The following is a 14,322-nucleotide window of genomic DNA, read 5'->3' on the forward strand; positions in this document are numbered from 1 at the left end:
CACTTTAAAGGGGGAGGCTCAGCGCGCGCCCCGTGGATCAACATCCTCCGCAAATACCTGTCGCCTCGTTTGCTGATACCGAACAGGCGGGCCTTGCCGCCGCTTGAGTGCTGCTTTGGTACCAGGCCCACGCCCTGTCTCGAACTGCTTTGCGTCGCCAATGGCAGCGACAATGGCAGAGGCCGTGATGGGGCCGACCCCTGGCATGCGCATCAGTCGTCGAGCATCAGCATCCCGCCATGCATGTTGTTCGATCAGTTTGGTCAGCCCATCGATGCGCGCATTGAGACCATTCAGCTGATGGCACAGCCCGCCGAGAATGCCGTCTGCGATCTCGGGCATTTGCAGCTGGTCGTCAGTCCCATGCTCTCGGGCAAACGTCGGCACGGTCTGGATACCCGTCGGCAGAATGTGCCCGAACTCCCTCAGGATACTGAGGATCATATTCACGACCTGGGAGAGCTGCGCACGACGAGATCCCGGACACGATGGATGGCGAAAACAGCTCGCTGATCTTCTGATTTGATCTCGACAAACGCCCTCTCGGCGATGCAGACATCGCCTGTCTGGTAATACATGGTGGGGCGACGTAGGGCTTCACAGATCGCTTCGGCATCTGCCGCATCTGTCTGTCTTGCCGCGCTTCACATAGGGTTTGACGTAGGCGGCAGGCATGGGCCGAACATCATGGCCCAGCTTGCGGAGCTCTCGGCCCCAATGATGCGCAGAGCCACAGGCTTTCATGCCGACCACACATTCCGGCAAGGTCTCGAAGAATGCCAAAAGCTTCGCCCGCTTGATCTGTTTGTTGATGATCTTGCGTCCCTCGGCCGAAACGCAGTGTACCTGGAAAACATCCTCGGCCAAATCCAGGCCCACGGTCTTTACTGTCGTTGGGTGGCTCCTTTCCTTGCAGTCGATGACAATTGCACTTTGGCACGTTCGAGGCCGGTGGGCAGGAGCCATCCACCTCATCCGCTCTCGGCTTCTACGGCCACGCGTTTGGCCAGCACCAAGATCAGCATCACAGCAATGAACAGAAACACGGCACCGACTGACCATGCCACAGGCGTAGAGTAGATTTCAGCGACAGTTCCGGCCAAAACCAGGCCCGATGCGGCCCCCAGTTGTTGTATCAGCGATCTCAGAGAGAGGAGGGTCGAGCGCTGACGGTCTTCTACACAGCGATGCAGAATGCTGCTGGCCGGCGTCTCAGAAACACCGAGGATCACGGAATACAGGACGAATACCGTCACGAATCCTATGATGCCCCCTTGTAACGCCAGGCCTATCTGAGCGACGCCCGCGCAAGCGAAGGTCGCCGCCAGTGTCATGGCATGCCGCCGCTTGAAGATCCGGCTGATGTATGGAGACAAAGATGCTCCGAATGCGATGGAGAAGAAATAGGTCGCAGTGACGGCACCGATGACGGTGTTTGCGTAGCCCTCGTCCAACATGGGTTTTGCATGGGTCGGCCAGATCACCTCGACCGGGTTGGTTGCCATCAGAAAGAAGGCCAACGCGGCCAGAAGCATCGAAAGAGCGGGATGCCCAAGAGCCAAAAGGCTCGCGTCCCTGATCACTGTTGGGACATTGGCGAAGCCGTGCATGAGAGCGGTGACGTCTCTGGGGCGCGGTTTTTCGACAATGGCCAATATGGTGAAAACAAATACGCCGAGCATCACGATGATGCTTGCCAGGTAGGATACATCATAGATGCAGAGCCCGAGGCTTTTTGCGGCCTCGCCAAAAATATCGGGCAGCAGCCCTCCCACGACGGCGCCAACGGCCAAACCGACGGCGTTGGCCCATTGCGCTTTGGCCAGTGCGGGCTGGACATCCACGTCGGGTGCTGCGGCCTTGAACGTTTCCACAAACCAAGCATCGAGCGTGCCTGACCTGAGCGCGCGTCCAAAACCGATGAATGCAAACGAAAGCACCAAAACATTGAAATCACGCGTCGAGAGAAACAGCAGGAGCGAAATCAAGCTGGCGACGACCGCCGCCAAAAAGACCGGCTTGCGGCCTATGCTGTCGGCGAGGCCACCGAACGGCAGCTCCGTGGCCATCGTCGTGATTGAGTAAACCCCGAACAGAAGCGAGATCTGAACGAGGTCCAGGCCACGGTCAGTCAATGCCAGTGCAACGACGGCGACTGTCAGTCCCATCGCAAATCGGTCAAGGAACTGGTGAATTTGAAACACGCGAATGTGCCGTCTCGCTGACGCGTTCAGTGCGGCGAAAGAGAACTCGATTTCGGTAGCCATCTTTGCAGCATCGGCGTTGCTGTCGACGTGCACAATACCTCAGGTGATCAGGAACCTATTCCCCGCAACCAAGCTGCCGTTCGAACAGGTCCAAGGAATGGCCGCCTTGTCTAAGGTTTGTGGCTGCTGGATGCGTGCCATCCCGCGGCGATAAATCTGACAAGGAGGAAAGCGCAGGGCGGATTTACGTGCAATGGGGAGTGTGGCTCAGTCCCATGCCGTTGATGCCCTGAACTGCGGCCCCCACGACGTTCAGCAGCGCAGATGCGCGTGAGGTGCAACGCATGTGCCCGCCGTTTCCCCTCCTGATCGAGACGCAGAACCCGGTCAATGCCGCAGGGTTCCAGGCGAGCATGTATCAGAACGTCGCTCTCTTTGAGGCCGAGGATTCGAACATCTGCCGCGCCCTCGCACACGCCACCCTGCTGGTGGATGCAAGCGCCTTAGTACCGGGCGCGTCGGCGTGTGCGACCGACACTATGCTTTCGGCCATCGTCGGCGTCATTCGGGTTCAGCCTGATCTGACCTGAGACTGTGCATGGCAGGCCCAGTCTCGCAGGATCTTCGTGGCCTCGGCGTCCAGATGTTGCTCGGCTGGCATAATCCTCTCCGCAACCGGACGCCCGCATTCATGGGTCAGACGGTCCACATCCACCGGAAAGCGCGCGGCCTCGGGCAGATGGGCGAGGGCGCCACCGGCCTGCGCCATGTCGGCGGCGTAGTATAGCGCGGTGATCCCGGCGATGTTCATCGCGGCCACGCAAAGAGCGCAGGGCTCGCAACTGGAATATAGCTCACTCCCGCGCAGATCGACCGTTTCAAGATTGCGGCAGGCGTCGCGGATCGCTTCGGTTTCGCCATGGGAAGTCGGGTCATGGTTCATCACGGAGCGGTTGATCCCCTCACCGACGATCTTGCCATTCTTGACGATGACCGCGCCAAAGGGCTCGGTGCCGGGGGTGTCGAGCGCCTCTGCCGAGATCTCGATGGCGCGGCGCAGGAAGGTTTCATTGTACATCGGGGGCTCCTTGTTCTGCCGCGAAACAGGCGACGCGGCGGTTGTGGACTTTCGCGCTGCGCTGCGGGCGTTCGGTCTTGCACCGGTCGAAGGCCCGCGGGCAACGCGGGTGAAAGCTGCATCCTGAGGGGGGCGAGACTGGCGAAGGGACCTCGCCGACCATCGGGCTGCGGTCGCGCTTGGGCGCTTCGAGATTGGGGATCGTTTCAAGCAGCAGCCCGGTATAGGGATGCAGCGGGTTGGCAAAGAGATCGGCGGTCGGCTGGATCTCGACGATGCGGCCCAGGTACATCACCGCAATCACATCGGCCATGTGCCGCACCACGCTCAGGTCATGGCTGATGAAGAGATAGGTAAGGTCCATCTTTTTCTGCAGCCGCTTCATCAGATTGAGCACCTGCGCCTGCACCGAGACATCCAGCGCCGACGTGGGCTCGTCGCAGACAAGGAATTCCGGATCGCCCGCCAGCGCGCGGGCGATGGAGATGCGTTGCCGCTGGCCGCCGGAGAATTCATGTGGGAACTTCAGCCCGTCGGCGGGCGCCAACCCCACGGTGCGCAACAGCTCGTCCACACGCGCCGATACCTCGGCCTCGGGCGTATCGGGGCTCAGCGTGCGCAGCGGTTCGGCAATGATCCGGGCCACGCGCCAGCGCGGGTTGAGGCTGGCAAAAGGGTCCTGAAAGATCATCTGCAGCCGGTCACGGTCTCCGTGGAACCGAATGCTGCCGCCAGAGGGCGAGTGCAGCCCGGTGACCAGCTTGGCAATGGTGCTCTTGCCACAGCCCGACTCGCCCACCAAGGCCAGGGTCTGGCCGCGCTGGATGACGAAATCGACGCCATCGACGGCGCGCAGGGTCTTGCGCGGTTTGCGCTCGATCAGGCGATTGAGCCAAGGGGCCGAGACGTCGAAGCGGCGTTCCAGCGCATCGACTTCGAGGATGGCATTGTTGCGGAGGGTCATGCGGCTTCTCCAGGGGTGAGGGTGGTTCCGGCCTGCGCCAGCCAACAGGCGGCGCCGGTGATGTCGCCACGGGCGATTCGCGGCACCTCCTCCCGGCAACGCGGCCCGGCATGGGCGCAGCGCGGGTTGAAGGCGCAGCCCGGCGGGATGGCATTGAGACGCGGCATCGAGCCGGGGATCATTTGCAATTCCTCCACGTCCGTGCGCAGCGACGGGATCGAGCCCATGAGCCCCTTGGTATAGGGATGCTGCGGACGCCGCACCACATCGTCCACGGCGCCGATCTCGGCCAGACGACCGGCATACATCACCGCCACCCGATCGGCGGTTTCAGCGATCACCCCCATGTCGTGGGTCACCAGCATAACCGCCGTGCCCCGCTCACGGCAGAGGCGTTTCAGCAGCGCGGTGATCTGAGCCTGGATCGAGACGTCAAGCGCGGTGGTCGGCTCGTCCGCCACGATCAATTCCGGCTCGGCACAGAGTGCCAGGGCGATCACGATCCGCTGCCGCATACCGCCAGAGAATTGGTGCGGATAGCTGTCGATGCGTTCTTCGACCGCCGGGATGCCCACCTCGCGCATCAGTTCTCTGGCACGCTCGCGGGCAGCGGGCTTGTCGAGGTCGGTATGCAGGCGGATGGTCTCGACCAGTTGGTCGCCGACGCGGAACAGCGGATTGAGGGAGGTCAGAGGGTCCTGAAATATCGCGCCGATCCGGCGGCCGCGCACCGCTTGCATGGCGCGGTCATCGAGGTCGTCGATCCGGTCGCCCGACAGGTGGATGCTGCCTGCAGCGATCCGGCCCGGCGGCTCAAGAAGCCCGAGGATCGACATGCCGGTCATGGATTTCCCGGCACCGGATTCACCGACCATGCCCAGGATCTCGCCGCGCTGGATTTGCAGGGAGATGCCATCGACAGCGGTCAGCAGGCCCTTGCGGGTGGGAAATTCGACGCACAGGTTCTGCACGTCGAGAACAACATCGCTCATGGCGCGGCCCTCTCGTAGCTGGGGGTGAAGATTTCGGAAACAGGCGGGTGACCGACGGTGCGGCCAGGGTATTTCGCGATCAGCCCGTCGAACTGCGCCTGGGCGCGGGCGGCGTCGGCTGTCTCATCAATGCCGGGGATCACGCCATCGGCCATCACCCTTCGCCCATCAATGAACACGTCGCGAACGTCGCGGCCCGAGGCAGAGGTCATCAGCGTCTGCACCGGGTCCGGCGTCTGCAAGGTGCGGCTCAGGTCGGTCACCGTGATGTCGGCCTTTGCTCCGGGAGCAAGGCGGCCAAGATCGGGTCGTTTCAACGCCGCGGCACCGCCCAGCGTGGCTGCATCGAACATGTCTTCAGACCGGATCGCCTCCATGCCGTCGGCCAGCCGCGCGGTCATCATGCCGATCTGCAAGTTGAGGATCATGTCGGCTGGGTGCGTGTCGGTGCCAAGGCCGATGGTGATGCCCCTGGCGCGTGCTTTGGGGAAACTCTTCAGCATCCCGCCGTGCCGGGCGCTAACCAACGGGCAATGCACCAAACTGGCCCCGGCCCCGGCGATCAGGTCGAATTCGGTCTCGGTGGCCTGTGTGCCATGCGGCAACAGCCAGTTCGGATGCAATGCGTCGATTTGGTGCAGCCATTCGATCGGCGCGCAGCCGTGTTGTTCGCGTACAAGTCGCAGTTCAACCGGCGATTGGCTGCAATGCTGGCGCACCGGCGCGCCCATTTCGTCGGCAATGTCAGATGTGCGCCGCAACAGTGTTTCCGTGCAGGTCTCAATCCGATCAGGAGCAAACATGGCCCGGATGCGACCGCCGGCGATACCGTCGATGCGGGCGGCGAAATCGGCGGCCTCGGCCAGCCCCTGCAACCCGCGCGCCTCGTCAAACACAGCGCGGATATTGCCCCACTCATCCGTCACCTGCCCGCCGCTGCGATAGGCGGGACCGAGGTAGACACGCAAGCCAAGCTCTTCAGCGGCGGCGGCGGCGGCGTCGAACTCGGCGACCGTCTCGCCCCATGCACGGTAGAACAGCGATGCGATGGGCAGCGCCGTGGTAATGCCGTTGCGGATCAGATGGGCAAAGGCATGGTGTTTTTGGAATGCCAGTTCTTCGGACGTATACATTTCGTAGGGTCCGCGCTTGACATAGCTTTCGGGCCAGACACGGCCCTTTTTCCATGCAGGGCCGTTGTCATAGCCAAGGATCGTGGTGTCGAGATCGGACAGCGCATCAAGGTCGATAAACCCGGGCGAAATCACCGCCGCACCGTAGTCGATCCGTCGCGCGACCGGCCCGTCAAAGGACGCGCCCACATGCAGCACATCGGTCCCTTCGATTGCCACCACGCCGTTTTCATGGACGACATGGCGGCCATCACTGTGGCCGATCACCCATTGCGCGCAAAGGAGTGTGCGGCCCTGCATCACCCTCTCCATCACGGGGCCTCGATCACGCAGGCCCCGTCGCGTGCGATGATCGCGCCGCCCTTGAGGACCAGCTTGCGCGGCGCACGGGTCACAATGGCCTCGGCCAGTGTCTCGCCCTCGAGCAACACGCAATCGGCAGGGCACCCCACGTCCAGCCCGTAGCCCTCGACACCCATGATCGCCGCGCCGCCATATGTACAGATGTCCAGCGCCAGCGCGAGTTCGTCATCGCGGCGCAGGTTGTTGCGCATGCCAATGTGCATCGCTTTTTCCAGCATGTCCGAATTTCCATATGGACCCCAAGTGTCGCGAATGCCGTCACAACCCGCCCCGGTCAGAATGCCAAGCGCGCTCAGCTCCTTGACCGCAGGCACCGGGGCCGAGGCCGGCGCGGTGGTCAGGATGTGAATGCGGTTCTCTGCCAGCTTTTCCTGCAGGCCCGTCACATAGCCACGGTCCACTGCGCCAAGGCAGAAGGCATGGGAAATCGAAACCATCCCCTGCATCCCCAGCGCTTGCGTGCGGTTGATAATTTCCTCCATCGAGAACCAGCCAAGCGCATCGCGTTCATGCAGGTGAATGTCTATTTGCTTGCCGTGTTTATCGGCCAGTTCGAACACCGTATCGAGGTGCCCCTTGGGGTCATGCTCCATGCCGCAGGGGTCGATGCCCCCGACCAGGTCCGCGCCCAGGGCCAGCGCCTCGTCCATCAGATCGGCGGTGCCGGGGCGGGTCATCATGCCGGACTGGGGAAAGGCCACGATCTGGATGTCCACCATGCCGGAAAGTTTCTCTCGCGTCGCCATGACGCCCTCAATTCCGGCCAGTCCGTGATGCGTGTCGACATCCACATGGCTGCGGATATGGGTGCAGCCATGCGACATGGCGAGGATGGCGTGGCGCTCGCTCTGGACCTGCGGATCAAGGCCGAGCGAGACCTTCACCTCGCGCTCGTTGTTGATCTTGTCGATCAGGCGCGGGCCGACCTCGTTTCGATACCACGGCAGGCCGAGCAGTGACTTGTCGAGATGGGTATGGGCCTCGATCAGCCCGGGGATCAGGATACGCCCGCCGCCGTCGATCACCTCGGCCCCTTCGGGTGCATCAACGGAGAACACACCGTCGACGATATGCAGGTCTGTTGCCGGGCCACCCATCGGGCGCACATTCTTGAGGGTCTTGGAAATCACTGTAATCACCGCAGTTTGGGGTTGAGGGCATCGCGCAGCCAATCGCCGATCATGTTGACCGACAGCACGATCAGGCAGAGCTGGATCGACGGGAACACCACGATCCACCACAGGCCGGAGAAGAGATACTGATTGCCGATGCGGATAAGCGTACCGAGTGACGGCTGGTCCGGCGGCATGCCCACGCCAAGGAACGAAAGCGTCGCCTCAGACAGGATCGCAAGGCCAAAGTTCAGCGTGGCCGCCACCAGGATCGGCGTCAGGCAGTTGGGCAGGATGTGGTGCAGCATGATCCGCCAGGGTTTCACCCGGATCAGCTTGGCCGCCTGGACGTATTCCTTCTTTGCCTCGACCATGGCCGAGGCGCGTACCGTGCGGGCATATTGCACCCAGGACGGCACCGCGATGGCAACGATCAGGATCGGCGCGGCCAGCACATCCTTCAGTCCCGTGGGCAGCGATGCGCTGGCGATGGCGGTGATCAGGATGGCGATCAGGATGAAGGGCATCGACAGAAGGACATCGCCAACCCGCATGATGACGTTGTCGATCCAGCCGCCGAAATAGCCCGCCACCAGCCCCAGCGCGAGGCCCACGGCCAGCGCCAGCAGGACCGATGCGAAACCGATGATCAGCGAAATGCGCGAGCCGTAAAGCACCGCCGACAGAATGTCGCGACCCTGCGTGTCGGTGCCCAGAACGAAGGGCCATTGGCCGCCTGCCTCCCAGATCGGCGGGATCTCGGAATTCCACAGCTCCAGCGCCGCCAGGTCATAGGGGTTCTGCGGGGTGATCCAGGGGGCAAGAAAGGCAGTCAGCGCCACCAATGCCAAGAGCGCAGCGGCAAAGATCGCCGAAGGATGCGCGCGGAAGGAATGCCACAGGTCGCTGTCGCGCAGAAGGGTCAGCCGCGAAGGGCGCTTCGGTGCGGCGGGGGTGGTTTGTGGGATTGTGTTGTCCATGGGGCTCTCCGGTTCAGCCATTGCCACGGGCACTGTCGTCGCGCAGGCGCGGATCGACCCAGGCATAGGTGATGTCGACAAGGGTGTTCAGGACGACGAAAATCAGGGAAACGATCAGCAGATAAGCGGCCATCACCGGCAGATCGACAAAGGTCACCGCCTGGATGAAGAGCATCCCCATCCCCGGCCACTGAAACACCGTCTCGGTCACGAGGGCAAAGGCGATCAGGTTGCCGATCTGCATCCCCGTCAGGGTGATCACCGGCATCAGGCAATTGCGCAATGCGTGGCGCCACTGCACCCGTCGTGTCGGCACGCCACGGGCGCGGGCGAACTTGATGTAATCGGCGCGCAGCGTTTCGAGCATCTCGGCCCGCACCAGGCGCATCACCAGCGTCACCTGAAAGGTCGAGAGCGAGATCGCGGGCAGCACCAGCGCGGCCCGCCCCGACGGCGTGAGAAGTCCGGTCGACCACCAGCCGATGTCCACCGTTGCGCCCCGTCCAAAGGCGGGCAGCCAACCAAGCGACACGGAAAAGGCCAGGATCAACAGGATGCCCACCACGAAACTTGGCAAAGACACCCCGATGATCGATCCCAATTGCAACGCATTGGCCAAGCGACTGTCGCGATAGACGGCCGTGATCACCCCTGCCGGGATGCCAACCACGAGCGAGATCACCGTGGCCACCAGCACCAATTCGAAGGTGGCCGGGAACCGTTCCTTTATAAGCACCATCACATCCTGCTGGTTGCGATAGGACACTCCGAAATCACCCTGCACCGCGTTGGTGACGAACCGGGTGTACTGGGTGACGAAACCGTCGTTCAGCCCCAGCCGTTCGCGCAGCTCGATACGGTCCTGCAGTGTGGCTTGCTCGTTGACCATCATTTCGACCGGATCTCCAAAGAAACGGAAGATCACAAAGGCCAATAACGCCACCGCGAGCATGACGAAGGCCGCGTTGGCCGTGCGTTTGAGAAGAAAGGCAATCATTCCGTTGTCCAATCTGATGTTGCGGCGATCGAATGTGCCGGGCTGACCAAGGCGCGATCAGCCCGGCACCGGGCGTCAGGAGCCCTCAGCCATCCGGGCAAACCAGAGCCGCGGCTTGGCATCGGGGAAGAGTGGCATCTCGGAAACGCCCTCGGTCACCGCCCAGGCCATCGGCTGTTGATGCAGCGGGATCATGATAATCTCGTCCTTCACCATCTGCAGGGCCTCGGTCTGCAACGCCAGCCGCGCCTCAAGCTCCAGTTCGCTGCCGGCCGCGTCGATCAGCGCGTCCAGTTCGGGGTAGGACCAGCCGCCCCAGTTGAACACGCCCGCATTGCCGTCCTTCGAATGGAAGATCTGCAGCAGCGGCGAATAGCTGTCGAGCAGCGGCAGCGTGGCCCATCCCAGCGTGTAGATGTCGGTCTTTGCATTGGTGCGCTTGGGAGATTGCACCGCGCGCGGTGCCACGTCCAGCTTGGGCGACAGGCCGATCCGGCTCCACATTGAGGCGATGGCCTGACAGAACTGCTCTTCGTTCACCAACCCGTCGCTGAGGCAGTTGAATTCGAACTCCAACCCCTCGGGCACGCCCGCCTCGGCAAGCAGGGCCTTCGACGCCTCGGGGTCGTAGCCAGGCAGCTCGTCCAGCGCCTCGGTATAGCCGGGGATCGGCGGTGCGACGGTGGCACCGGCATTGCGGGACTTGCCGCGCATCACCTTCTGCTGGATCAGGTCAAGGTCGATCGCCTTGTACAGCGCCTCGCGCACGGGCTTCTCGACAAAGGGGTTCGGCTCGCCGGTGGTCAGCGTCTCGCGAAAGGGAAAGCCGATCATCACGGTGCGCAGATCAACACCTTCCAGCACTTCGACATTCGGCGCGGCGGCCAGGCGCGGCAGGTCCTGCACCGGCGCGTCATTGGTAAAGCTGATCTCACCCGATAACAGAGCGGCGACGCGGGTCGCGGCCGAGTTCACCGGCGTCAACTCGATGCGGTCAAGGTTGTGCTGCGGCTCGTCCCACCAATCGGCATTGACGACAAAGACCGTCTTGGCATCGGGCTGGCGGCTTTCGACGATGAAGGGTCCGGTGCCATTGGCGTTGTATGTCGCATACCCTTCGGTGCCCGCGCCCACGTCGGTCGGCATCAGCGCGTCGTTCTCGGTCATCCATTCCGCGTCGAAGATATGGATATTGGTCAGATCGTTCAGCAGAAGCGGATAGGTCCCGTTCAGGGTGATATCGACCGTCAGGTCGTCCACTACCTTGGAGCTGACATATGCTGGAAGGTTGCCCTTCAGCGGCGAGGTCTCGTGGCTGACGCGGGCCAGCGAAGCGACCACATCCTCAGCGGTGAATGAATTGCCATTGTGGAAGGTCACGCCCTCGCGCAGCTTGAACCGCCAGGTGATCTTGTCATCAAGGATTTCCCAGCTTTCCGCCAGCGCCGGCTCGATCTTCAGATCCTTGTTGTAGCGCACCAGCCCTTCGTAGACGTGGTTGAGCACGTTGATGGTGAAGCTATCGCCGAAGGAATAGGGGTCAAGCGAGCCGATATCGCGGTTGGCGCCCCATTTCAGCACGTTCTCGGCCTGCGCTGCGCCCGAAAAAGTCGCAACTGCCGCAGTCGCAAGCAGGAGGTGTCGAAGTGTCATGTGTCTGTCCCTTTCCTCGATGGATTGTCTCTTGCGGTTGGTCAAAATTGGATACGATGTAGCTTGGATTGCACAACGGACCTCCCAACGCAAGTAAATTGTATCCGATTGACTGGCTGAACTGTATGCGGTATTGATTGTGCAAATTCGATAGGCAGAGCAGATCATGAGTGAGAACAAGACGACGCTGACCGACGCGGTACATGACCTGCTGCGTAAGGCAATCATCGAGCAGGCATTGAAACCGGGCATGCGGCTACCCGAAGACACCGTGGGCGAGCAATTCGGCGTCTCGCGCACCATCGTGCGCCACGCGCTGGTGCGGCTTGAGCATGAGGGGTTGGTGGTTACCCGACGGAATCGCGGCGCCTTTGTTGCAGAACCCAGCCGTGACGAGGCACAGCATGTCTTCGAGGTGCGGCGTTGCTTGGAAAATGACGTGATTAGAATACTTTGCGAGCGAATGCCGCGTAGTGGATATGACCGTCTCGAAGCGCATGTGCGTCAGGAAGAGGCGGTCAAGGGCAAGGATGGTCCGGTGTCGATTCGCCTCGCTGGCGAGTTCCATGTCCTGCTGGCTGAGCTTACCGGCAACCCGGTTCTCACGCGCTACGTTGCCGAGGTCGTGCTGCGCTGTTCCCTGATCATGTCGCTCTATGCGCGCAGCCACTCCTCTGATTGCGCGGTCGATGAACATTCGCAGATCATTGATGCAATCCGCGCTGGCGATGCTGCACGCGCAATTGTGATCATGGAACACCATCTTGGTGCCGTTGCCGACCGCGCCGAGTTTTCTGCCCGGCCGGATAGTATCCAATTGATTCTTTCACACTACGGCAAGGAGCTGGCCCAATGACCCTGCACAACGGCTATTACGGCTTCGATTTCGCCGATCTCTCTGCCCGCGAGGCCTACAAGGTGATGATCGGAACAATTGTGCCGCGCCCGATCGCCTGGGTCACCACCGTCTCTACCGACGGGGTGGTCAATGCCGCGCCATATTCCTTTTTCAACTGCCTTTCCGCCGATCCACCGATCCTCGCGCTTGGGGTCGAAAACAAGCCGGACCGCAGTTTCAAGGATACGGCCTACAACATCCGGATGACGAACTGCTTCACCGTCAACATCGTCGACCGCGCCAATGTCGAGGCGATGGCGGTGACGGCCGCGGCCTTCGCCCCCGAGGTGGACGAGCTGGAGATGGCCGGTTTGACGGCGGCACCTGGCGATCGGGTGGCGTGCCCCCGCATTGCCGAAGCGCCGGTCGCTTTCGAGTGCGAACGCTACCTCGGCATCGCAGTCAGTTCCGCACGCGAGATCATCCTGGGACGGATCGTTCGTGCCCATATCCGCGAAGACATCATCGACCCGGCCACCTTCTATTCCGATCACGAGAAACTCGACGCGCTGGGACGAATGGGCGGAAACGGGTATTCCGGCACCTTTGACTACTTTGATCTGCCGACACCCTCGGCCGAGGACCTGCGCCGCCCAGGCAAGAAACAGGTTCGGGTCGGCAATACCTGAAGACCGCATCGGGTGTCGTCTGCGCCCTTTCAAAGGGGCGCCCGGAAAGACCTTTCACGTTGGGGAAGCCGTTCGTCTTGCGACACATCAAACGCGAACAAGACCCATCCAGCCCGTCCTCAAACGCTCGGCCTGCTGCACGATGGAAGGAATGGCCGCAATGATGAACTGCGCCGCAGCGTCTTGCAGTGACCCTCAATAGCCTGTGTGGTCGCCTGCATGGCAGAACATTCTTGAAGTGATTCGCGCTGGTCAGAAGCAGACGTGAGTTCGGCCTGTTTACGCGGGGCAAGCGGCCGCTTCCGTCTGAGCGATGCAAGCATGGCCTTTCGGCAGTGGGGGGGGCTCAGATCACGTCCCAAACAGCCTTCCTGCCCCGCAATCGAGTTGCAGTGCACGGGTCGCAACCAGCCCGTTTGCAACAATCGCGCGATCCCTTTGGCATCCCGCCCGTCGGTCTTGATCGGCATCGCCTTTGGCGTCCTCGCAGCTGCGCGGACGGCCCCGGCCATAGAGCACGCCCCACATCGAAGTCGGCATCAGATCAAATCAAACCATAGCATTGGCAACACTATGAAATCGTGACTTATTTGCATCATGAGCAAAGGCGTCAGGCTGGCCAACCCATCTTATGTCCCAGCGACTTGCACTCCCTGAGTCCTTCTGCGTAATGCTCGCCCCACGCGCGGAAAAATACAGTGCGGACAGGGCTTTGCAAGGGGATGCAAAATTTCCAACCGACTGCGCCACATCTTCATACTTTGCCAACCGTTGCGCGGCTAGAGCTCAGACCTATTGAACGGACAACGCAGACCTTGAGTGCAGGACTAGATATGAAACGAGATATTTTTAGCCGGGCAAGAGCCGCTTTGGTTGCTGGACTATCAGCCGTACCGCTGATGGCTCCTACGATCGGCCACGGGTTTACTGATGCGGATTATGTGAACGACTCTGAACTGATAGGCCCCTCGTGTACTGTACGGATGACTGTATCTGCGTCGCAATTTGCTGCCGTCTACATTGAGTGGCCACAATACGTCGCTGGCGGAATGTATTATCTGTCTGGAAACTTAACCAGCTGGCCCACGATGACCGTCAGCAACCTTGCAACCTGCCTTGGCACGTCTGAAAGCAACATTTCCAATTACACGGCACATGTTGCCGACGCCACATTTGCAACCGAGACCTACTTGGGATTCTCCTTCTCCCTGGCGACACCGACTACCCATTTGACTGCGGGGCACCATGAGTTCTCGGTAAACGGGCATGCCATGGATGTGGAAGCCCCGGTTTTGACCGCCCCGAGTGCGCAGACC

13 protein-coding genes and 2 pseudogenes are annotated in these 14,322 nt (G+C 61.5%); 4 read left to right on the forward strand and 11 right to left on the reverse strand.

Annotated elements, in window-relative coordinates; translation table 11 throughout:
* The 3 genes and pseudogenes from FGE21_RS20665 to FGE21_RS18925 all read right to left on the reverse strand — a co-directional run.
* Nucleotides 1-444, reverse strand: a pseudogene (locus tag FGE21_RS20665) (transposase); the annotation flags it as partial.
* A gap of 153 nt (nt 445-597) precedes the next feature.
* Nucleotides 598-966 carry a transposase gene (locus FGE21_RS18920; protein ID WP_139664967.1) on the reverse strand — a complete coding sequence of 123 codons (369 nt, stop codon included), beginning with the start codon at nt 964-966 and terminating at the stop codon, nt 598-600.
* A 5-nt stretch (nt 967-971) separates the two neighbouring features.
* Nucleotides 972-2,267, reverse strand: a complete 1,296-nt coding sequence (locus tag FGE21_RS18925) for an MFS transporter (RefSeq protein WP_139664978.1) — start codon at nt 2,265-2,267, stop codon at nt 972-974.
* A 284-nt stretch (nt 2,268-2,551) separates the two neighbouring features.
* Here FGE21_RS18925 and FGE21_RS18930 point away from each other — a divergent pair, with 284 nt between their 5' ends.
* Nucleotides 2,552-2,797, forward strand: a complete 246-nt coding sequence (locus FGE21_RS18930) for a hypothetical protein (RefSeq protein ID WP_139664968.1) — start codon at nt 2,552-2,554, stop codon at nt 2,795-2,797.
* Here FGE21_RS18930 and FGE21_RS18935 read toward each other — a convergent pair.
* The 8 genes from FGE21_RS18935 to FGE21_RS18970 all read right to left on the reverse strand — a co-directional run bounded on the left by FGE21_RS18935 (nt 2,779) and on the right by FGE21_RS18970 (nt 11,479).
* Nucleotides 2,779-3,285 carry a nucleoside deaminase gene (locus FGE21_RS18935; protein WP_139664969.1) on the reverse strand — a complete coding sequence of 169 codons (507 nt, stop codon included), beginning with the start codon at nt 3,283-3,285 and terminating at the stop codon, nt 2,779-2,781. The genes FGE21_RS18930 and FGE21_RS18935 overlap by 19 nt on opposite strands.
* Nucleotides 3,275-4,249, reverse strand: coding sequence for an ABC transporter ATP-binding protein (locus FGE21_RS18940; protein WP_139664970.1), 975 nt, complete (start codon nt 4,247-4,249; stop codon nt 3,275-3,277). Before FGE21_RS18940 ends, FGE21_RS18935 begins: the two co-directional genes overlap by 11 nt.
* Nucleotides 4,246-5,241: an ABC transporter ATP-binding protein gene (locus FGE21_RS18945; protein WP_139664971.1), complete on the reverse strand. Its 996-nt coding sequence runs from the start codon at nt 5,239-5,241 to the stop codon at nt 4,246-4,248. Before FGE21_RS18945 ends, FGE21_RS18940 begins: the two co-directional genes overlap by 4 nt.
* Nucleotides 5,238-6,674 carry a chlorohydrolase family protein gene (locus FGE21_RS18950; protein WP_139664972.1) on the reverse strand — a complete coding sequence of 479 codons (1,437 nt, stop codon included), beginning with the start codon at nt 6,672-6,674 and terminating at the stop codon, nt 5,238-5,240. Before FGE21_RS18950 ends, FGE21_RS18945 begins: the two co-directional genes overlap by 4 nt.
* An 11-nt stretch (nt 6,675-6,685) precedes the next feature.
* A complete protein-coding gene (locus tag FGE21_RS18955; protein ID WP_255731670.1) occupies nt 6,686-7,867 on the reverse strand; it encodes an amidohydrolase family protein in 1,182 nt (393 codons plus the stop codon).
* Nucleotides 7,868-7,872: 5 nt separating this feature from the next.
* Nucleotides 7,873-8,829, reverse strand: a complete 957-nt coding sequence (locus FGE21_RS18960; RefSeq protein ID WP_139664973.1) for an ABC transporter permease — start codon at nt 8,827-8,829, stop codon at nt 7,873-7,875.
* Nucleotides 8,830-8,842: 13 nt separating this feature from the next.
* Nucleotides 8,843-9,826 carry an ABC transporter permease gene (locus tag FGE21_RS18965; protein ID WP_139664974.1) on the reverse strand — a complete coding sequence of 328 codons (984 nt, stop codon included), beginning with the start codon at nt 9,824-9,826 and terminating at the stop codon, nt 8,843-8,845.
* 75 nt (nt 9,827-9,901) lie between these two features.
* Nucleotides 9,902-11,479: an ABC transporter substrate-binding protein gene (locus FGE21_RS18970; RefSeq protein ID WP_139664975.1), complete on the reverse strand. Its 1,578-nt coding sequence runs from the start codon at nt 11,477-11,479 to the stop codon at nt 9,902-9,904.
* 166 nt (nt 11,480-11,645) lie between these two features.
* On the opposite strand from FGE21_RS18970, the gene FGE21_RS18975 reads away from it, so the two are divergent.
* The 3 genes and pseudogenes from FGE21_RS18975 to FGE21_RS18990 form a co-directional block, all read left to right on the forward strand.
* Nucleotides 11,646-12,335: a GntR family transcriptional regulator gene (locus FGE21_RS18975; protein WP_139664976.1), complete on the forward strand. Its 690-nt coding sequence runs from the start codon at nt 11,646-11,648 to the stop codon at nt 12,333-12,335.
* A complete protein-coding gene (locus FGE21_RS18980) occupies nt 12,332-13,006 on the forward strand; it encodes a flavin reductase family protein (protein WP_139664977.1) in 675 nt (224 codons plus the stop codon). Before FGE21_RS18975 ends, FGE21_RS18980 begins: the two co-directional genes overlap by 4 nt.
* Before the next feature lie 833 nt (nt 13,007-13,839).
* Nucleotides 13,840-14,322 (forward strand): annotated as a pseudogene (locus FGE21_RS18990) (hypothetical protein); the annotation flags it as partial.

The sequence above is a fragment of the Phaeobacter sp. B1627 genome (genome assembly GCF_006265095.1).
GTDB lineage: Bacteria > Pseudomonadota > Alphaproteobacteria > Rhodobacterales > Rhodobacteraceae > Epibacterium.

Excerpts from the sequence above, each read along its gene's own strand:
- FGE21_RS18960 (WP_139664973.1), bottom strand. The coding sequence starts at position 8,829 with ATGGACAACACAATCCCACAAACCACCCCCGCCGCACCGAAGCGCCCT.
- FGE21_RS18940 (WP_139664970.1), bottom strand. The coding sequence starts at position 4,249 with ATGACCCTCCGCAACAATGCCATCCTCGAAGTCGATGCGCTGGAACGC.
- FGE21_RS18935 (WP_139664969.1), bottom strand. The coding sequence starts at position 3,285 with ATGTACAATGAAACCTTCCTGCGCCGCGCCATCGAGATCTCGGCAGAG.
- FGE21_RS18970 (WP_139664975.1), bottom strand. The coding sequence starts at position 11,479 with ATGACACTTCGACACCTCCTGCTTGCGACTGCGGCAGTTGCGACTTTT.
- FGE21_RS18925 (WP_139664978.1), bottom strand. The coding sequence starts at position 2,267 with ATGGCTACCGAAATCGAGTTCTCTTTCGCCGCACTGAACGCGTCAGCG.
- FGE21_RS18930 (WP_139664968.1), top strand. The coding sequence starts at position 2,552 with ATGTGCCCGCCGTTTCCCCTCCTGATCGAGACGCAGAACCCGGTCAAT.
- FGE21_RS18920 (WP_139664967.1), bottom strand. The coding sequence starts at position 966 with ATGGCTCCTGCCCACCGGCCTCGAACGTGCCAAAGTGCAATTGTCATC.
- FGE21_RS18965 (WP_139664974.1), bottom strand. The coding sequence starts at position 9,826 with ATGATTGCCTTTCTTCTCAAACGCACGGCCAACGCGGCCTTCGTCATG.
- FGE21_RS18945 (WP_139664971.1), bottom strand. The coding sequence starts at position 5,241 with ATGAGCGATGTTGTTCTCGACGTGCAGAACCTGTGCGTCGAATTTCCC.
- FGE21_RS18950 (WP_139664972.1), bottom strand. The coding sequence starts at position 6,674 with ATGCAGGGCCGCACACTCCTTTGCGCGCAATGGGTGATCGGCCACAGT.
- FGE21_RS18980 (WP_139664977.1), top strand. The coding sequence starts at position 12,332 with ATGACCCTGCACAACGGCTATTACGGCTTCGATTTCGCCGATCTCTCT.
- FGE21_RS18975 (WP_139664976.1), top strand. The coding sequence starts at position 11,646 with ATGAGTGAGAACAAGACGACGCTGACCGACGCGGTACATGACCTGCTG.